The 17,287-nt window shown below is 73.2% G+C and carries 15 protein-coding genes; 10 read left to right on the forward strand and 5 right to left on the reverse strand.

Annotated features, from left to right (window positions below; genetic code table 11):
* Nucleotides 1-338: 338 nt before the first annotated feature.
* Nucleotides 339-3,374 carry a beta-propeller domain-containing protein gene (locus WMF20_RS37295; RefSeq protein ID WP_437606539.1) on the forward strand — a complete coding sequence of 1,012 codons (3,036 nt, stop codon included), beginning with the start codon at nucleotides 339-341 and terminating at the stop codon, nucleotides 3,372-3,374.
* A gap of 83 nt (nucleotides 3,375-3,457) precedes the next feature.
* Here WMF20_RS37295 and WMF20_RS37300 read toward each other — a convergent pair whose 3' ends face one another.
* Nucleotides 3,458-3,616, reverse strand: a complete 159-nt coding sequence (locus WMF20_RS37300) for a hypothetical protein (protein WP_437606541.1) — start codon at nucleotides 3,614-3,616, stop codon at nucleotides 3,458-3,460.
* 75 nt (nucleotides 3,617-3,691) lie between these two features.
* Here WMF20_RS37300 and WMF20_RS37305 point away from each other — a divergent pair, with 75 nt between their 5' ends.
* The 5 genes from WMF20_RS37305 (at nucleotide 3,692) to WMF20_RS37325 (ending at nucleotide 7,712) form a co-directional block, all read left to right on the forward strand.
* Nucleotides 3,692-4,210 (forward strand): hypothetical protein, encoded by a 519-nt coding sequence (locus WMF20_RS37305; protein WP_437606543.1) that lies wholly within the window; start codon nucleotides 3,692-3,694, stop codon nucleotides 4,208-4,210.
* A 120-nt stretch (nucleotides 4,211-4,330) separates the two neighbouring features.
* The gene (gene grxD / locus WMF20_RS37310; RefSeq protein WP_437606545.1) at nucleotides 4,331-5,257 is read left to right on the forward strand and encodes a Grx4 family monothiol glutaredoxin; all 927 of its coding nucleotides are present in this window, start codon (nucleotides 4,331-4,333) and stop codon (nucleotides 5,255-5,257) included.
* A gap of 128 nt (nucleotides 5,258-5,385) precedes the next feature.
* The gene (locus tag WMF20_RS37315) at nucleotides 5,386-6,750 is read left to right on the forward strand and encodes a sigma 54-interacting transcriptional regulator (RefSeq protein ID WP_437606547.1); all 1,365 of its coding nucleotides are present in this window, start codon (nucleotides 5,386-5,388) and stop codon (nucleotides 6,748-6,750) included.
* Nucleotides 6,747-7,238, forward strand: coding sequence for a ribonuclease E activity regulator RraA (gene rraA, locus WMF20_RS37320; protein ID WP_437606548.1), 492 nt, complete (start codon nucleotides 6,747-6,749; stop codon nucleotides 7,236-7,238). Before WMF20_RS37315 ends, rraA begins: the two co-directional genes overlap by 4 nt.
* Before the next feature lie 225 nt (nucleotides 7,239-7,463).
* Nucleotides 7,464-7,712, forward strand: a complete 249-nt coding sequence (locus tag WMF20_RS37325) for a hypothetical protein (RefSeq protein WP_129578743.1) — start codon at nucleotides 7,464-7,466, stop codon at nucleotides 7,710-7,712.
* 138 nt (nucleotides 7,713-7,850) lie between these two features.
* Here WMF20_RS37325 and WMF20_RS37330 read toward each other — a convergent pair whose 3' ends face one another.
* Nucleotides 7,851-9,707: a hypothetical protein gene (locus WMF20_RS37330; protein ID WP_437606549.1), complete on the reverse strand. Its 1,857-nt coding sequence runs from the start codon at nucleotides 9,705-9,707 to the stop codon at nucleotides 7,851-7,853.
* Nucleotides 9,708-9,811: 104 nt separating this feature from the next.
* Here WMF20_RS37330 and WMF20_RS37335 point away from each other — a divergent pair, with 104 nt between their 5' ends.
* Nucleotides 9,812-10,876: a hypothetical protein gene (locus WMF20_RS37335; protein ID WP_437606551.1), complete on the forward strand. Its 1,065-nt coding sequence runs from the start codon at nucleotides 9,812-9,814 to the stop codon at nucleotides 10,874-10,876.
* Nucleotides 10,877-11,014: 138 nt separating this feature from the next.
* Nucleotides 11,015-13,018, forward strand: a complete 2,004-nt coding sequence (locus WMF20_RS37340) for a hypothetical protein (RefSeq protein WP_437606552.1) — start codon at nucleotides 11,015-11,017, stop codon at nucleotides 13,016-13,018.
* A 149-nt stretch (nucleotides 13,019-13,167) separates the two neighbouring features.
* Here the strand turns inward: WMF20_RS37340 and WMF20_RS37345 are convergent, their stop codons facing one another.
* Nucleotides 13,168-13,968, reverse strand: a complete 801-nt coding sequence (locus tag WMF20_RS37345) for a hypothetical protein (protein ID WP_437606553.1) — start codon at nucleotides 13,966-13,968, stop codon at nucleotides 13,168-13,170.
* A gap of 436 nt (nucleotides 13,969-14,404) precedes the next feature.
* A complete protein-coding gene (locus WMF20_RS37350; RefSeq protein WP_437606554.1) occupies nucleotides 14,405-15,031 on the reverse strand; it encodes a hypothetical protein in 627 nt (208 codons plus the stop codon).
* A 622-nt stretch (nucleotides 15,032-15,653) separates the two neighbouring features.
* On the opposite strand from WMF20_RS37350, the gene WMF20_RS37355 reads away from it, so the two are divergent.
* Nucleotides 15,654-15,776 (forward strand): hypothetical protein, encoded by a 123-nt coding sequence (locus WMF20_RS37355; protein ID WP_437606556.1) that lies wholly within the window; start codon nucleotides 15,654-15,656, stop codon nucleotides 15,774-15,776.
* A gap of 130 nt (nucleotides 15,777-15,906) precedes the next feature.
* On the opposite strand, the gene WMF20_RS37360 is transcribed toward WMF20_RS37355, so the two are convergent.
* On the reverse strand, nucleotides 15,907-16,791 hold the full coding sequence (locus WMF20_RS37360; protein WP_437617203.1) for an alpha/beta fold hydrolase: 885 nt from the start codon (nucleotides 16,789-16,791) through the stop codon (nucleotides 15,907-15,909).
* A gap of 104 nt (nucleotides 16,792-16,895) precedes the next feature.
* Between WMF20_RS37360 and WMF20_RS37365 the strand changes: the two genes are divergently transcribed.
* Nucleotides 16,896-17,255: a hypothetical protein gene (locus WMF20_RS37365; RefSeq protein ID WP_437606557.1), complete on the forward strand. Its 360-nt coding sequence runs from the start codon at nucleotides 16,896-16,898 to the stop codon at nucleotides 17,253-17,255.
* Nucleotides 17,256-17,287 lie beyond the last annotated feature (32 nt).

Here is a 17,287-nt window from a genome sequence, read left to right on the forward strand (position 1 = left end):
TCGAAGCGTGAACGCGACCTCCCGCCGAGACGAGCCGCTTTCTCGCTGTTCGCTGTTGCACTCTGCAAGAGGCGAGCCGCCCTCCAGCTCATGAGAGCTCAGCCGGAAGGAGGCGCACCGGCGGCGACGAAGCGCACGCCTTGCGGGCGGGCGCCTGCCGCGGCCGCCAGCGGGGCTGCACACTCTGGCACAGACCGAGCACGCCCCGGCGAAAGCCGGGCATTTCCGCGGACTCCTGCCTGGCCTGCCGCTTGCTTGTGCGCCGGCACGGGACGCGGACAGCGCAGCACGCACCGGCGCGGCCATGACGCCCTGTGTCTTCGTGAACGAGGTGAACGATGACCTTCCTGTCTAGAACTTACGCCGGCTGGCTCGTCGTCGCGGCGACAGCGGCATCGGCCGGACTCGCCGGCTGCGTGGTGGGGGGCTCGACGGGGAATCCGCCCGACGACGCTCCGACCGACTTCATCTCTGGCAATCCGAACGGGAACGACGGCAGAGGGGAGGACGACGGCGGCAGCGCCAACGCCGCAGGCACGGGCGCCGGTGGCGGCGCCGCGGGGCCGGACGAAGGAGGGGGCGACGAGGACCCGGAGCGCGCGATCACCGAGGCCGACATCATCCAGGTCAAGGACGGCAAGCTCTACGCGCTCTCGCAGTACGCGGGGCTCAGCGTCATCGATATCTCGCGGCGCGACCGGCTGAAGCTCCTCGGGCGCTACCAGGCGAGCGGGATGCCCTTCGAGATGTACCTGCGCGACGGCATCGTCTACGCGATGTTCTCGTCGTGGACGCAGTACCTCTACGACGACGACACCGGCGAGTACACCTACACGGAGTCGAGCCGCATCGAGGCGCTCGACGTCTCCGACCCGGCGGACATCCGCCTGATCGGCTCGTTCAACCTGCCGGGCACGATCTCCGACTCGCGCATCGTCGGCGACGTGCTCTATGCCGTCACCCTGGAGAACAACTATTGCTGGGGGTGCGGGAGGTCGCCGAACACCACCGTCACCTCCCTGGCCGTCGGCGACCCCGAGGCGATCGGGGTGGTCGACAAACTGAGCTTCAGCGACAACGACCCCTATGGCTACGGGTGGCGCCGCAGCGTGACCGTCACCCAGGACCGCATGTATGTCTCCGGCATCGAGTGGGACGGCACCGACGAGGGGCACTCCACCATCCAGGTCATCGACATCTCCGACCCGAGCGGCGACCTCGTGGAGGGCACGACCGTCGAGGCCGCCGGCCAGATCCAGAGCCGCTGGCAGATGGATGAGCACGAGGGCGTCCTCCGCGTCGTCAGCCAGCCCGGCCTCTGGTGGAACAACGCGGCGCAGCCCGGCGTCCAGACCTTCGCCGTCGCGTCCTCGCAGGAGCTCACCCCCCTCGGCTACACCGAGCTCCGCCTGCCCAAGCCCGAGTCGCTGCGCTCCGTCCGCTTCGACGGCGACCGCGCCTACGCCATCACGGCGGAGCAGACCGACCCGCTGTTCACCATCGATCTCAGCGACCCGGAGCACCCCGCCCAGCTCGGCGAGCTCGAGATGCCCGGCTGGGTCTACCACATGGAACCGCGCGGCGACCGCGTGCTCGCCCTCGGGTTCGACAACGCCTCCACCGAGGGCTCGCTCCACGTCTCGCTCTTCGACGTCTCGGATCTCACCGCCCCCACGATGCTGGAGCGCGTCCACTTCGGCGGCTCGTGGGGGAGCTTCGCCGAGGACCAGGACCGGATCCACAAGGCCTTCACCATCCTGGACGACCTCGGCACGATCCTCGTGCCCTACAGCGGCTGGGAGCAGAACGGCGACATTGGTTGCGGCACGTACAAGAGCGGCATCCAGCTCATCGACTTCACGGCCGACACGCTGACGAAGCGCGGCTCCGCCCCCGCGCGCGGCCAGGCGCGGCGCGCCTTCGTCCACGACGAGCGGCTCTTCGCCGTCTCGGATCAGGAGGTCGGGACGTTCAACATCGACAACCGCGACGCCCCGGTCGGGGTCGCCGACCTCACCCTCACGACCGTCGTCAGCAACGCGGTCGTCACCGGCGATCTCGTGGTCCGCATGAGCGCGGACTGGTGGACCAGCAGCCCGCAGCTCGAGATCGCGCCGGCCGCGGATCCGGGCCGCACCGAGCCGATCGGGAAGCTCGACCTCGCGGCGCTGACCACCGGCTCGGAGGGGGACTGCTACGGATACGGCGTCGCCGACGCGCGCCTCTTCGCGCACGGGCAATACGCCTACCTGCTCTGGCCCTCGTACACGGGCGGGACGACCAAGGCGCACCTCGCCGTCATCGATCTCAGGGACCCCGAATCTCCCCGGATCGCGAGCCAGCGCGTCCTGCCGTTCAGCGGCAGCGCGCTCTACGCCTACGGGTACTACTACGGCGCCGTCGTCCCGACGGGCGACGCGGTGGTGCAGGTCGGGAGCACCCTCGTGCTCCGCAACACCAACTACGACCCCTACTATTACTACGACGGCGTCGGCGGCGAGACGCCTGCGTCCGACGAGCCGTCGCTCGAGGTCCTCGACCTCTCCGATCCGTCGAACCCGGTGCACCGCTCGGTGGCGCTGCCCGCCGGCGCCGGCCACACGGGCCTTCAGATCGACGGCACCACCGTGCTGACCTCGCGCTGGGTGCCGCTGCCCGAGGACCCCTCCAAGGCGCGCTTCTACCTCGACCGCATCGACGTGTCCGACCCGTCCTCGCCGGTCGTGCGGACGCCGGTCAACGTGCCCGGGTCGCTGCTCGCCTTCGACGGCGCGCTCGGCCGCGCGCTCACGGTCGATTACGAGCCGTTCGAGCTCGAGGTGCCGAGCGCCGAGGCCTGCTACAGGGCGTTCGCGCAGAACGTCGACTTCGAGCCGACCAGCCCGAACGACTGGGAGGGCCCCGGCGTCTGCAGAGGGATGAGCCGCGCGATCAAGCTCCTCGACGTCGGCAGCAAGACCGCGCGCCTCCGCGACGAGCACCCGATCGACGACGACGCCGGCATCTGGCAGGTGTCCGTGGGCGACGACCGCGTGTTCATGCTCACCTACGTGAACTACGTGGTGGAGAACGGCCAGGCGCCGTACAGGATGCTCGTGGCCAGCGGGCTCGAGGAAGGCAGCATCGAGCTCGTGAGGAAGCCGTTCGCGGAGCTGAGCAACAGCTCGCCGCTCTTCGCCGACGGGACGCGCCTCCTCCTCTCCAGCTACAGCCCGCCCTCGCTCGCCGTCATCGACGCCTCCGACCTCGACGCGCTGACCTACGAGACCAAGGGCGAGCTCTCCTCGTACATCAACCGGGTGACGCTCGACGGCGACCGCGCCCTCTGCTCGCTCGGGCACCACGGGCTCGAGGTCGTCGACCTCGGGGACTGACCCGCGCGCCGCGCCTTCCGCTGCCGCCGCCCCGCGCGGGCGGCGCGGCGGAGGCGCCGACCGCCTCCGCACGCTCCCCCGCCCTACCCTCCCCCGTAGATCTGCCCGTGCCTCGGCACGCAATCCCACGCGTACACGGCGCCCGAGCTCAGCAGGATCCCCGGCAGGATCACCGCCGATCCGACGAGCGAGAGCCGCGCGGGCGGCGCGGGGCGCGCCGCGGCGAGGGGCGCCCCGCGCACGGGTGAGCGCTGCGCGGCCGGCTCCGTCCGCCGCGGGCGCTTGGCGCCGGGGCCCGGCTGCGGCACACACGTGTCATGGGCAGAGCCGAGCTCGGGCAGCTGATCGATCGCGAAGGGCTCGACGCCTCGGACGGCGCGCGGGGCCGCCTCGCGATCGCCGTCCCGGCGGCGTGGGCGCGCGACCGCGCGGACATCGAGATCGCCGTACCCGCCCGCGTCACCTGCGCCCGCTGCGACGGCGGCGGCTGCGACAGCTGCGCCCGGAGCGGCGCCCACCGCGCCCCGGCCGAGGCCGCCGCGAGGACGCTGCGGCTCCGGCTCCCGCCCGATCTCACCGCCGGCGCGACGCTCCGCCTGGTGCGCCCCTTCGGCGAGCACGCCCCGCTCGACCAGCTCCTCATCGAGATCCGCGAGGGCAGCGCGGCGTCGCCCGGCGTGCTCCGCGTCGGGCCGCCCCCGTCGGACGCGCTCGCGCGCGCCGCGGCGCCGGACGGCGGCGGCCTGCGCGCGCTCGGCGCGCAGCTCGGCGCGCCGGCCGTCCTCGCGGCCCTCGCCGCGATCGCGGCGGTCGTGGGGCTCCTGCTCGGCCGCTGAGCGCGCGGTCGACGCCGCCGGCAGGGCCTCGCTGCCGTGCAGGGCCCATGCTAGCGAGAGGCCCGCGGACGCGCGCGGGGATGGACTGCCCCGCCACGGCCGCGGACGGAGAGCAAGCACATGAGCCTCAGCGAGCCCATGCGGGCCAGGATCGCCACCATCATCCGCGAGAACGACGTCGTCCTGTTCATGAAGGGGACGCGGACCATGCCCCAGTGCGGCTTCTCCGCCCAGGTGGTGAGCATCCTCGACGAGCACCTGCCCACCTACCAGACGGTGGACGTCCTCTCGGACCCCGCGCTGCGCGACGGCATCAAGGAGTTCTCGAGCTGGCCCACGATCCCGCAGCTCTACATCCGCGGCGAGTTCATCGGCGGCTGCGACATCGTGAAGGAGCTGCACGCGACCGGGGAGCTCGTGAAGGCGCTCGGGCTCGCGCAGGGCGCGCCGCAGGCGCCGCCCGCCATCCGCGTGACCCAGGCCGCCCTCGCCGCGTTCGCGGCCGCGCGGGAGTCCGACGCCGACTTCGTTCACATCGAGATCGACCCCTCCTTCAACTACGGCCTCTACTTCGGCCCGCGGCAGGCCGGCGACGTCGAGGCCGAGGCCGGCGGGGTGGTGTTCCTGCTCGACCGCGCGAGCGCGCGGCGCGCCGAGGGGCTGTCGATCGACTTCGTCGAAGGCCCCTCCGGCGGCGGCTTCAAGCTGGAGAGCCCCAACGATCCGCCGAAGGTCAAGCAGCTCTCGCCCGCCGCACTCAAGGCGATGCTCGACGGCGGCGAGGCGCTCGAGCTCTTCGACGTCCGCACCGACCAGGAGCGCAACATCGCGAGGATCGAGGGCGCGCGCCGCCTCGACCAGGAAGGGCAGCAGCGCCTGGAGGCGCTCGCCAAGGACGCGCGGATCGTCTTCCACTGCCACCACGGCGGGCGCAGCCAGGCGGCCGCCGAGCACTACCTCGCGAAGGGTTTCAGGAACGTCTACAACCTCCAGGGCGGCATCGACGCGTGGTCGCGCGAGGTCGACCCCTCGGTGCCGCGGTACTGACCGCCCCACCCGCGACGCGCTCGCGGCGAGGATCCGGACAGGCATCCACCAAAGCCAATTTTCCATCCACACTGCGCTCTGATCCTCGGGTCCTTCAGGGCCGCCCTTGGATCATGTATGCGTACCGTGTGGGAGCGGATCAGTCGACGATCAGGGCGTCCGACGCACAGGCGGCGTCCGCGGCGTCGGCGACGCCGGGCCTCGTCGTCATCTTCACCCGCGGGCAGCCTGCGTGCGCGCCGATCCCGCTCGGGGACGGCGCGGTCGTGCTCGGCCGTGCGCCGGCGGGCGACACGGTGGCCATCGACGACGATCAGGTGTCGCGCCGGCACGCCCGCGTCGCGCTCTCGGGCCAGGGCCTGCAGATCACCGATCTCGACAGCAGGAACGGCACCTTCGTCGACGGCAAGCAGGTCGAGGATCGGGTCTTCCCGACGCTCCCGCGGCTGATCCGGATCGGGGGCACGCTGCTGCGCTTCGCCCCGGATGTCGCGCCGTTCCAGCGGGGCGGCGTCCTGGAGCACGAGGACGGGGTGATCGGCCCCACGCTGAGGCAGACCCGCGAGCTGATCGCGCGCGCGGGGACGCGCGGCGAGACGCTGCTGCTCACCGGGCCGAGCGGCTCGGGCAAAGAGCTCGCGGCGCGCGCCTTCCACGCGGCGACGGGGCGGGGCGGCCCCTTCGTCGCCGTGAACTGCGCCGCGATCCCGGAGGGCCTCGCGGAGCGGCTGCTGTTCGGGGCGCGGCGCGGGGCGTACTCGGACGCGACCGCCGACGCGGAGGGCTACGTCCAGGCCGCGCACGGCGGCACGCTGTTCCTCGACGAGATCGCGGAGCTCGACGCGTCGGTTCAACCCAAGCTGCTCCGCGTCCTCGAGACGCGCGAGGTGACCGCGCTCGGCGACACGCGCCCGCGCAAGGTGGAGTTCCGGCTCTGCGCGGCCACCCTGCGGGATCTCCAGGCCGAGGTCGCGGCGCGCCGCTTCCGGGAGGACCTCTATTACCGGATCGGCCGGCCCGAGGTGCGGATCCCGGCGCTGGCGGAGCGGATCGAGGAGCTGCCCTGGCTGATCGCGGCGGAGCTCCGGCGCGGCGGCGCGCGGCTCGCGCCGAGCCTCGGGCTCGTGGAGTCGTGCGCGCTGCGCGCGTGGCCGGGCAACGTGCGGGAGCTGCTGCGCGAGGTGCGGCAGGCGGGCCTCGCGGCGCACGCGGCCGGGCGCGCCGTGGTGGAGGCGTCGGACCTCGCGCCCTCCGCGGGCCTCGACATCACGGAGGTCGCGAGGCGCACGCCGCCGGCGGTGGAGCTGCGTCGGATCGCCATCGAGATGGCGCTGCGGCGCGAGCAGGGGAACGTCACGCGCGCGGCCCGCTCGCTCGGGATGCACCGGAACCAGCTGCGCCGCTGGCTCGCCCGCCACGGGATCGACGCGGCGGCGTTCGCCGGCGCGGGGGCGGGCAAGGACGACGGCGCTGCTGCCAAGGAGTCGACATGAGCTCAAACACCACGGTTCGCACCACGGATCTCTGCGACGACCACCCGGACGCCGTCGCCGTCGCCGATCCGATCTTCCGGGATTACGGCGGAGCTCGCCTGTTCCACGGGCCCATCGCCACGGTGAAGGTCCACGAGGACAACGTGCTCGTCCGCAAGGCGCTCGAAGAGCCGGGCCAGGGGCGGGTGCTCGTCGTGGACGGCGGCGGCTCGCTCCGCTGCGCGCTCCTCGGGGATAACCTCGCCGCGATCGGCCACCAGAACGGCTGGGCCGGGCTGGTCGTGTACGGCTGCGTCCGCGACGCGGAGGCGATCGGCCGCATCCCGATCGGCGTGAAGGCGCTCGCGACGCACCCGCGAAAGAGCAACAAGAAGGGCGCGGGGGACCGCGACGTCCCCGTGACGTTCGCCGGGATCACCTATGTTCCCGGCGGATTCGTCTATGCCGATCACGACGGGATCGTCTTCGCCCACAAGGCGCTCGTCTGAGGAGCTCGCTCGCGCGTTCGCGCATCGGCGAGGCAAAAACGCACGTCGACGCGCAATTTCGCCACATACGAGGAGGGGGCCGCGCGGCGGTTGCTCGCGGGATGGATGGGCTCGGCTCCGGTCTGGACGCGCGCGCGTCGCGCGCCGCGTCGAAGCGCGCCGACTGGCGCGGCCGATGCATCGACGCCGGGGCTACCAACACCTCGTAGATACGGGAGGACAAGAATGAGCAACATCACGTCCGAGCTGAAGAGCGATCTGACCAAGAGCCTGGAGTCGCTCCAGACCCTGCGCGACGAGATCCGGGTCAGGCTGCACCTCGCCGGCATGGAGGCGAAGGACGCCTGGAGCAAGCTGGAGCCGACGCTCCTCGACGCCGAGAAGCTGGCCGAGGACGTCTCGGAGACCTCGCGGAACGCGCTGCGCGACATCGTGGAGAAGGTGAAGGAGTTCCGCTCGTCGCTGCCCTCCTGATCGCGGCGCCTTCGGGATGATGTGACGAGAGCGCCCCACGAGGGCGCGACAGGCGGCGCCCACCAGGAGCTCGGCTGGAGCCCGGTGGGCGCCGCTGCTTTGTCCGCCCGCGCGCTGTCCGAGCGCCGGCCCCGCGGCTCACCCGCGCAGCGCGGCCGCCGCGACGCGCGCGACGTTGCCCCACCGCGGGTCGGCGGCGCAGGCCGCGAGCCGCTCGCCCACGACGTGGGCGCGGCGGTGATCGCAGGAGCTGAGCGGCCGCGCGAAGGTGGTGAGCGGCGCGCGCAGGATGGTCTTCTCGACCTGCGCGAGCATCGCCGTGTTGTGCACGAAGCCGAGCCCGCTCTGGATGTCGGCGAGCGTGGCGCTCGGGTGGCCGCCCCAGGGCAGGGCGACGAGCGCGTGCGCGGCGGCGGGCGCCTGGTTCACCGCGATCACGCCGTACCGGAGCTCGAGCAGGGCGCGGTCGAGCGCGGCGCCGACGGCGGGGTCCTCCTCGCTGATCGGGTGCGCGACGATCGACGCGCCCAGGGTGCCCTGGAGCCGGTCGTTGCAGAAGCGAGCCGCCGCCTCCAGGAACTCCACGGGATCGCTCGAGCCGACCTCGACGATGGAGAGGACGCCGCAGAGCGGCTCGATCGAGAAGAGCGGCTCGGCGGGATCCGACGCGGAGAGCCCGGCGATCAGCGTCCACGGGGGCGCGCCCGGCCCGGGCTCGCCGATGCGCACGACCCCGGACGGGAGCGGCACGTCGGCGGAGCCCTCGAGGCGCTCGCGCTCGAGGGGCGGGCGCCCGGCCGTGAGCGCGGCGTGCCGCGCCTCGGCCTCCGGATGGACGGCGCGCCGCGGGGGCACGGCGGCGAGCGCGCGGTGGAGCATCCGGAAGAGCAGCGGCCGCTGCACGAAGCCCCTGGGCAGCACGAGGACGTGCGCCGCGGGGTCGCCGAGCGAGGCGCTGCTCACGACGCGGCTCGCGAGGAGCCTCACCTGGAACCAGAGCTCGTCCCTGCCGTAGAGCCACGGCATCACGAGGACGGGGCGAACGCCGCCGAGCACGGAGGTGATGGGCTTGTGGAGCAGCGGCTCCCCCGACGCCCGCCGGCCCGCCTGCTGCGGGCCCGGCGGACCCCAGACGAGCGCGTCGTGCGCCGCCGCCGCGCCGGTGACGTGGACCTCCGCGACGGCGGGGTGGGCCGCGAGGTAGGCGGCCGCGTCGGCGCCGACGTGGACGAAGCGGAGGAGCCCGCGCGCGACGAGCGGCGCGAGGGCGCGCTCGAGGAGCGCGCCGAGGGGCGCGGTCGCGGGGCTCGCCGCGAGCGCGACGACGCGCCCGTCGACGAAGAGCTTGTGGAGCGCGTCGCGGAGGGGGACGCTCGCGGCGCCGCCCGCGCCGAGCACCAGCGCGACGCCGCCCTCGGGGTCGCGCTGCCGGTAGAACGGCGCCTGCGCTTCCAGGACGCCGGCGGGCGTCGCGCCGGGCTGCATCAGGGCGCGCGCGCGGAGGGGCCCGTGGAGCGCGGCGTCCTTCAGGCCCGCAGGGAACACGTCCACCTCGACGCGGCCGTCCGGCCGGGCGCGCACCGCCCCGCGGCGGAGCCGCGGGCGCCCGTGCGCGGCGATGTCCTCGAGCGCCTCGGCGAGGAGGCGCACCTGCGCGAGCGCCGCGCACGGCCCCGCGAGCCACGCCTCGCCGGCCGCCGCCGAGCCGGGGTCGAGCCCCGCGGCGGCGCACGACGCCTCGACCTGCGGGCGCGCGGCGGCGAGCAGGCCGGGGAGCAGCGCGCGGAGCAGCGAGGCCTTCTCGCGGGGCGGCATGCGCGCGAAGCCGAGGGCCGCGTCGCCCAGCTCGGACAGCGCGCGATCGAGCTCTGCCGGGGGTGTCTCGGCGCCGCGCGCCGCGCCCGGATCGGCCGCAGGCGCGGCCGCGGGTCCGCCGGAGGGGAGGTTTCCGGGCGCGGGAGTGGCGGCGGTGACGAGATCGGGGACCGGCGGCATCGGGGGCGGAGACTACAGGCAGGCGATCGCGCGCGCGAGCGCAGCGACGGTCCGCGGCGCGCGTGTAGCCGGCCTGCTCGGGATTCGGTAGAGTCCACGGCCATATGGATTGCGCTTTCACCACGGGTCGGGGCCCGGCGCGCGCGCCCTCCTCGGCGAGGGCTCCCCGCTCGGCCGCCTGCGGCGTCCTGCTCGGCCTCGGCGCGCTCCTCCTCGCCCCCGCGACGGCAGCGCAAGAGCCCGCTCCGCCGCTCCCGCCGGGACAGGGACAGCCCGGCGGAGCTGCCCAGCCGCAGGCCGGGTATCCTCAGCAGCAAGGCTATCCCCAGCAGCAGGGTTATCCTCAGCAACAAGGGTATCCGCAGCAGGGGTATCCCCAGCAGGGCTATCCCCAGCAAGGCTACCCGCAGCAGCAAGGTTATCCCCAGCAAGGCTACCCGCAGCAGCAAGGTTATCCCCAGCAGGGCTATCCCCAGCAGGGCTATCCCCAGCAAGGCTACCCTCAGCAACAAGGGTATCCGCAGCAGGGTTATCCCCAGCAGGGCTATCCTCAGCAGGGCTATCCTCAGCAGGGCTATCCTCAGCAGCCGCCCGGCTACGGTCAGGGATACGCCTTGCCGGCCGGACCGCCGCCGCCCCCGATGCCGCCCGAGGCGACCTGCTGCCGCTGGTCGGTCCGCTACAACGCCCTGGACCTCCTGTTCGGCCGGATGACCTTCGAGGGCGAGGTCGCCATCCTCGGACCGCTCACCGTCGGCCTCGCGCCGTCCTGGATCTGGGGCTCGCTCGACGACGCGACGCTGGACACGACCGGGTTCGCGCTCGGGGCCGACATCGGCGTCTACGTGGAGGGCAAGCCGCTGAAGGGGTTCTGGGTGAAAGGGCGCCTCGGCTACGAGTCGTTCGAGGCGGTCTACACCCCTTCTCCCAGGGTGACCCCCGGCAAGCGCGACGTGAGCAGCGCCATCCTCGGCCTCAGCATCGGGAGCACGAACATCTTCGGCCGCGACGGCGGGTTCGCCATGTCGGGCGGGTTCGGGCTCGGCGTCGCGCTCGCCCCTCCGGCGACGGTCGCCGCAGGCGCCGCGGGCAACTACCAGTACGTCTTCTACGAGAAGACGGGGAAGATCAAGCTCCTCGGCTCACTCTCGCTCGGCGTCGCGTTCTGATCGCGCCCGCCGCCCCCTGATGGCAGGCCCCGCAGGGCGGCGCGGCCGCGCCGCGGCGGGAGGGGGCGCAGGCGGGCCGGCGGGCGCCGCCGCCCCCAGAACTTGGCCCCGCGCGCGGCGCCGTGGGACGTCTGCACCATGCCCTCCCGCATCGCCCGCCGCCCCGGGCCGGCGCTGCTGCTGCCGCTCCTTGCCGCGCTCGTGTCGATCGCGTTCGCGCTCCCGGCGCGGGCGTGGGTCGAGGTGCACGTCGCCGGAGACGACGTGCGGCTCGCGATCGACCGGGCCGGCGCCGCCACGGTCGAGCACAAGGTCACCTTGAAGATCTCGGGCGGGCCGCTCCGCGCGCTCGACATCCAGGGCGTCGACCCGGACGCCGAGCTCGATCCGGGCAGCTACGCCGCGCCCCTCAAGGCCGCGGAGGCGGGCTCCCTGGCGTCCGCGACGCCGGTCGCGCTCGAGCTCCTGCCGCCCGACCTCCGCCCGCGCGAGGACGGCTCGCGCCGCCCGGCGGCGCTGCGGGCCCGCTTCGACGGCAGGGGCCTGAGCCGCGGGGTGTTCGTGCTCTTCTTCCGCTACCGCACGGACCTCATGAAGCGGGGGCTCATCCGGCAGGACGGCCCGAGCGCCCGCATCTCGTGGACCGGGCCCCTCTGGGACGACGGCTACGACTCGGCGCGGCTCACCGTCGCGATCCCGGCCGCGCCCGACGAGCCGCGCGTCGACGAGGCGCCCGCCGACGCGGCGGACGAGGGCGCGCTCGCGGCGCCGTCGACGCTGTCGACGCTCCGCCGCTCGGTCGACAAGGACGAGCTCGAGCTGCTCCGCCCGTACACCCCGAAGGCCGAGCCGATCCGGTGGGCGATCCGCGCCGACGCGCGCGCCTTCCAGCCCGAGCCCGCCGCGGCGCCGCCCAGCGCCGACGCCCTCGGGCGGCTCTCGGACGCCGCGGCCGCGAGCCCCGACCGGAGCCGCACCCTCTACCTCGCCGCCGGCGCGGCCCTCTTCGCGCTCTACAGCGCCCTCGTCGCGCTCAAGGCGCGCGAGCACGAGCGCCTCGCGCGCGCCGCGGGCGCCCTGCCGCGGCCCCTCGTCCCGATCCCGCTCGCGCCGCGGGCCGCCCTCGCCGGGCTCGCGCTCGTCGCGGGCGTCGCCCTGGAGCTGCTGCTCCGCGACGGCACGGCCGGCGCCGCGCTCGTGGCCGCGGCGACCGCCCTCGCCGCGCACCGCACCCCCCGGCCGGAGCGCGCCGCCGCGGCCCTGCGCCGCCCCGGCAAGTGGCTCCCCGTCGCGGAGGCCGAGGCCTTTCGCGAGCCGCCGCGGGTGCGCGGCGTCTACCTCGACGTCTCGACGCGCGCCGGCAAGGCGCTGCTCGCCGCGTTGCTCGCCGCGCTCGGCGCGGGGGTCTACGCCGTGGCCGGCGCCTCGCCGTACCACGCCCACCTGCTCGCGCTCGACGCGACGGCGCTGCTCGCGATCTTCTGCACTGGCCGCCTCGCCGAGCTCCCCGCCGACCCGGCGGCGCGGCCGGTCGCGTTCCTGCGCGACGTCGCGCGGCGGGTGCGGCGGTCGCACAAGGCGCCCCGCCCGGCGGCCAAGGCGCCCGCGAGCGCGGCGCAGGGCGCGGCGGCCAAGGGGTCCGCGCGCGCGGCGGCCAAGGCGGCCGGCGCCGCGGCCAAGGCGGCCGGCGCCGCGGCCAGGGCGTCGGAGCTCCGCGTGGTCGGCCGCCTCCGCATCCCGGACGGCAGCCCCGACGCCGACGAGCTGCGGCTCGGCCTCTCGCCGCGCGCTGCGCTCCCTGGGTTCGTGGCGATCGAGGTCGGCGTCGTCTACGCGCCCGGCGCCGGCGGCCCCATCGGGCTGCCCGAGGTCCTGCTGCGCGTCGCCCCGGGCTCGCCGTGCGAGCGCGCCGTCGAGGGGCTCGCGAAGAGCGGCCGGTCCTCGCGCGGGCGGCGCCCCGGCGAGCGCGTGCTCGCGTTCACGCCGCGGCTGCCGACCGCGCGGATGACCGCGGCCATCGCCGCCGCGCTCGTCCGCGCCGTCGCCGCCCCGCCCGCGGGCGCCGCGGCGACGAAGCCGCAGGGCGCCGGCGCGCCCCGGGGGCCGCGGCCCCGGGACAAAGCGGCCTCCGCTGCAGCCTAGCTCCACCCGCCATAGGCCCAACCCGGGCCCGACGATTGAGCCCCGGGCTTGGGGAGTTCTTGAGCGGCCCAGCCCTGCAGGGCCCCGACCCCCTCGGTTGACCGCGCACGCGCCGGCCCCTCCGGCGCGTGCGTTGTCCATGCGCGCTCTCAGACGCGGGCTGCAGAGGCGGCGTCCTGCTGCAAGCGGGCGATCAGCGTCACCAGCACGTCGAACGACATCACGGCATTCGAGTGCATGGCGTGGAGCACCCTGCCATCCACATCCAGAATCTGCGACCGCTCTGCCCAGAGATTGGATGCGACGTCGGCAATGCGTTCGATCGCGATGGACTTCCCCTCGATCGTGAGGTGGCCGCGCGTGAGTTCGATCATCCGCATCGGGTGGTCCATGTCGCGGGAGGCGAACAGGGTTTTGGACAACGCCACGCTGTCGGGCAGAGCCCGGAAGCTGACCGATCCACCGGCCTGAAGCTGGTGGTAGAGCCGCTCCCCGCGCTGCTCTACATGGCGCATCCGCAACGTCTGGCTCAGCTCGGCGTAGCGCGAGGTGCGTGCTCCAATGAAGACCCACGGCGCCTGTGGTGTCGCCCGGTAGCCGATACCGCCGAAGTAAAACGTGTAGAGATCCTCGATGTCGGCGTAGAAGTCGGTCCGGGTGCCTTTCTGCTCCCGGACCTGGATCGCGTTCTGGCGCAGCACGAACACGGGCTGCGCGCCCACGACCCACCACGTGCCCAGCGCGATCACGACGCCCAGAGCGATCGCCCCATAGCCAGCGCGATACAGCACCGACACATCCCCATCGAACCGCACCGTGCTGCCCGGCCCTGGTACCAGGGACAGCACCAGGGCGCCCGCACCGGCGAACAGCGCTGCCAGAAACCATCCCGCAAAAAGAAGCGAACGGCTCTTGCCGTAGGTGCCGATCACATCGCCTGGATTATGCATGCTTCCATCCCTATCCTTGGTTGTTCTTGTTGACCGTGCCACGCGGCGGCGCGGTCCCGGGCAGGCCATTCTTGAGACCGGATCTTTTGCTCCTTCTGCGTTACGGCAAGGCGCCGGGTGGGCGACCGCATGTCCCCCTCTGCTCGAACACTCTCCAGAAAGCAGCGCTCTGGGTGTTGGCGGGACTGCTCCGCATGAGCGTGCAGGGTTGGCGGCGCGCATGAAACAAGGCGCCCGGTGTCAGCAGGTAAGCCGGTGTCGAGCATGCGCTGGGCGAGGAGCTCGGCAGTGACGCCCGTCTCCACCCGTGGGTCTACCCGCTGGCGCCTCGGGCGTCGTCCAGAGGTGAGGCATCGAGCGGTGCCCCGCGCGGCCCTTCGCGGCCCGTCATCACGGCTTGTAGCTGGGTAGCTCGATCACGTAGGTGTCGACGGTATCACCGTTGCCCCAGTCGCTCCCAAACACGGCGCGCGTGCCGCTGGGGCTGGGCACGCTGTGCGGTCAGGAACGCGAGCGTCCCGCTCGGCGCGACCTGGGCGGGGTTCTCGTCGAGCTCCTTCCTCGCGAGCACCGTATTCTGACCGATATCATAGATGAACACCTGTTCGTCGCACGTAAGGCCGATGCGGTTCGAATCCCACGACATGAACAGCGGGGCGCTGCCCGCGCTCGCGTCGCCCGAGCAGAAGTCAAACGTCGTCACGACCTCCTTCGTCCCGGCGCCGACGTGATAACGGATGAGGTCCTTGCCGTCAACATAGAACAGGATGTCGGGATGAGATGTGTGCCAGTACACTTGCTCGATGTCCGCCGGCGAGATGTCGAGCGCCTTGATGAGCCGGTACGTCTTGCCGTCGCAGAGCTGGTGCTCGCCGGCTGCGACCGAGAAGAGGATGAGCCTCGACTCGTCCGCGTTCCATGCCGAGATGGTCGAGTACATCGGCTTGATGACCGGGGCGTTCCCGCCATCCGGCGCGACCGCGGTGATCCGGCGGATCGTGGTGCCGAAGCGGCTGCGCCAAGCCCTTCCCAGAGTGCCGCACCGATGCGCCCGGCGCCGCACCGGTGACGATCAGCACGATGAATCCCGCGCACATGCGCAACCGGGCCCGCGTGGCGCGACACCTCAAGATGACGAGCTCTCCTATACTGGCTGTGGCGGCAAGATGCGTCTTTCAGGTGCTGTGACCGGGCCAGCGGCGGTGAGGGAGGTCCTCGCGCGGCTCGGGCTCCCGCTGGAAGCTCCGGAATGCCGAGCGCGCGATCCCAAGGAAGGGATGGCCTGGGCCGACGGGCCCGCGTGCGCGGAGCGAGGCGCCGTGCCTGAGCCGCGAGGCGCCCCGGGAAGCGCTGGCCGCGCCGCGATGACGCCCGCGACAGGGTTGTGGGCGCTGCGGATGGCGTTGCAGCCGCACACCTTGAGGATGCGGATGCGCTGGCCCTCTGCCGCGTCGAGGGTGTGCGCGCCGATCACGCCGTTGTCGTGGTCCCTTCTCGCTGCCGGAGAAATCCTGGCGGGACGATTCCGCGGGGGCGAACCGTCGCGATCCGTCGCCTCCCCGGGGATTTGGGGAGAGCATGACGACGGATCGCACCGCCTCGGGAGGCATGGGCCCAACGCGGGCCCAAGGGCCAAGCCCCGGGCTTGGGGCGCTCGCCGTGACCGACCGTCGCCTCGGGCGGCCGTGGTCGCCTCGCTGGCCAGCACCCTGAGCCGCGCCGTCGCCCTCGGGGACGAGGTGGCGGCCCGGGTCGTTCACGAGACGAACGGTCGGCTGCTCGGGCTGCCGGTGGCACCGGAGGGGTGAGCAAGCTTGGGCCGAACGTCGAGCCCACCCTTTCGCTCTGCCGCGCTACACTTCCTCGCGCTGCGATCCGGCTTGATTTGCCTACGCGCAGGGTCGGCTCAACTCGCACCGTAGCCTCGGCATGCGTGATTCAGTCGCTGTCGAAGAACCCGACCAGCAGCGCGGCGACTTCGTCCGGCGCCTCTTCCATCACGTAGTGCCCGACGCCGGCCAGGCAGGCGCCGCGCAGCTCGCGCGCGAGCGGCTTCATCAGCGCGTGCAGGGCGTCGCCGACGCCGTGCTCGCCGCCCACCGCCAGCACCGGCATCGAGAGCGGCGTGGCCGCGCGCTCGCGGTTGCGCTGCAGGGCGGGCTCGGAGAAGGCGTCGCGGTAGTACGCGAAAGCGGCGCGCGCGCCGCCGGGCTGGGCGAAGACGCGCACGTACTCGTCCAGCACCTCGGGCGTGAAGGCCCAGCCGCGGGCGGACTTCTGCGCGAACAGCCACGCCAGGTACGCGCGCTCGTGGCCTTGCACGAGCAGCTCCGGCAGGTCGGGCAGGCGGTTGAACGCGAAGTGCCAGGTGCGCAGGTTGGCCGCCTCCGACGGGATGCCGGCCGCAGGCTGCGCGAGGCCGGGCAGCAGTGCCTCCATCAGCGCCACGCGGCGCACGACCGGGGGATGGTCGGCCGCGAAGGCATAGGCGATCCAGGCGCCGACGTCGTGGCCGGCGATGTCGAACGGGCCGTCGGCGTCCAGCCCGAGCGCCGCGGCGAACGCGCGCAGCTCGGTGGCGACGGTACCGACGTCGTACGGCCCGGCCGGATGCGCCGAATCGCCCATGCCGCGCGGGTCGACGGCCACGACGCGACGCCCCGCCGCCGCCAGCAAGGGCATGACGAGCCGCCACGCGTACCAGCTCTGCGGCCAGCCCGGCACGAGCAGCAGCGGCCGGCCCTGGCCGCATTCGACGTGGTGCAGACGGTGTCCGTCGACGACGACGCTGCCGTGGCGAAGTCCGGGCGTTGGGGATGTCATGGCAACCTCCTTGGTTTGAACCTGGATTTCGCGCGTCCTGAGCCATTCAAGAAAAGGTGGCAAACTGACGGCGCAAAACGGAACGCCTTGAAGAAAGGCTCGGCGTGCGCAACCGTTGCGTTTCCTATGACCCAACGCAAGCGCACGCCGAGCGCCTCGAAGGTGCGACGGCGCATCCGCTGAAGCAAGCCCAAACCGACCCCGCCGCGACGCGCCCGCGTGCGGTGCACGTCCGCGCCACGGAGACGACGCTCACCGGCGTGGCGGGGCTGGTCGGCTTCGGTGTCTTCCTCCGCGAGCGGTGGATGAAGCTCGTCGCCATGGTCACTGAGCCCCGGAACATCGTCCGCTTCCTCTGCGCGCTCGGCGAGCCGACCGATGTTCCAGCACGCTCTCCCAACCGGGAACCACCGTACTGGAAAAGCACCGTTGTGCGCCGCAAGGCGCTCGGTGACGTCGCATAGCGTCTCGCGACGCGCCTCCCGGGCCAGACCAA

It is taken from the genome of Sorangium sp. So ce834 (assembly GCF_051521425.1).
GTDB lineage: Bacteria > Myxococcota_A > Polyangia > Polyangiales > Polyangiaceae > Sorangium > Sorangium cellulosum_D.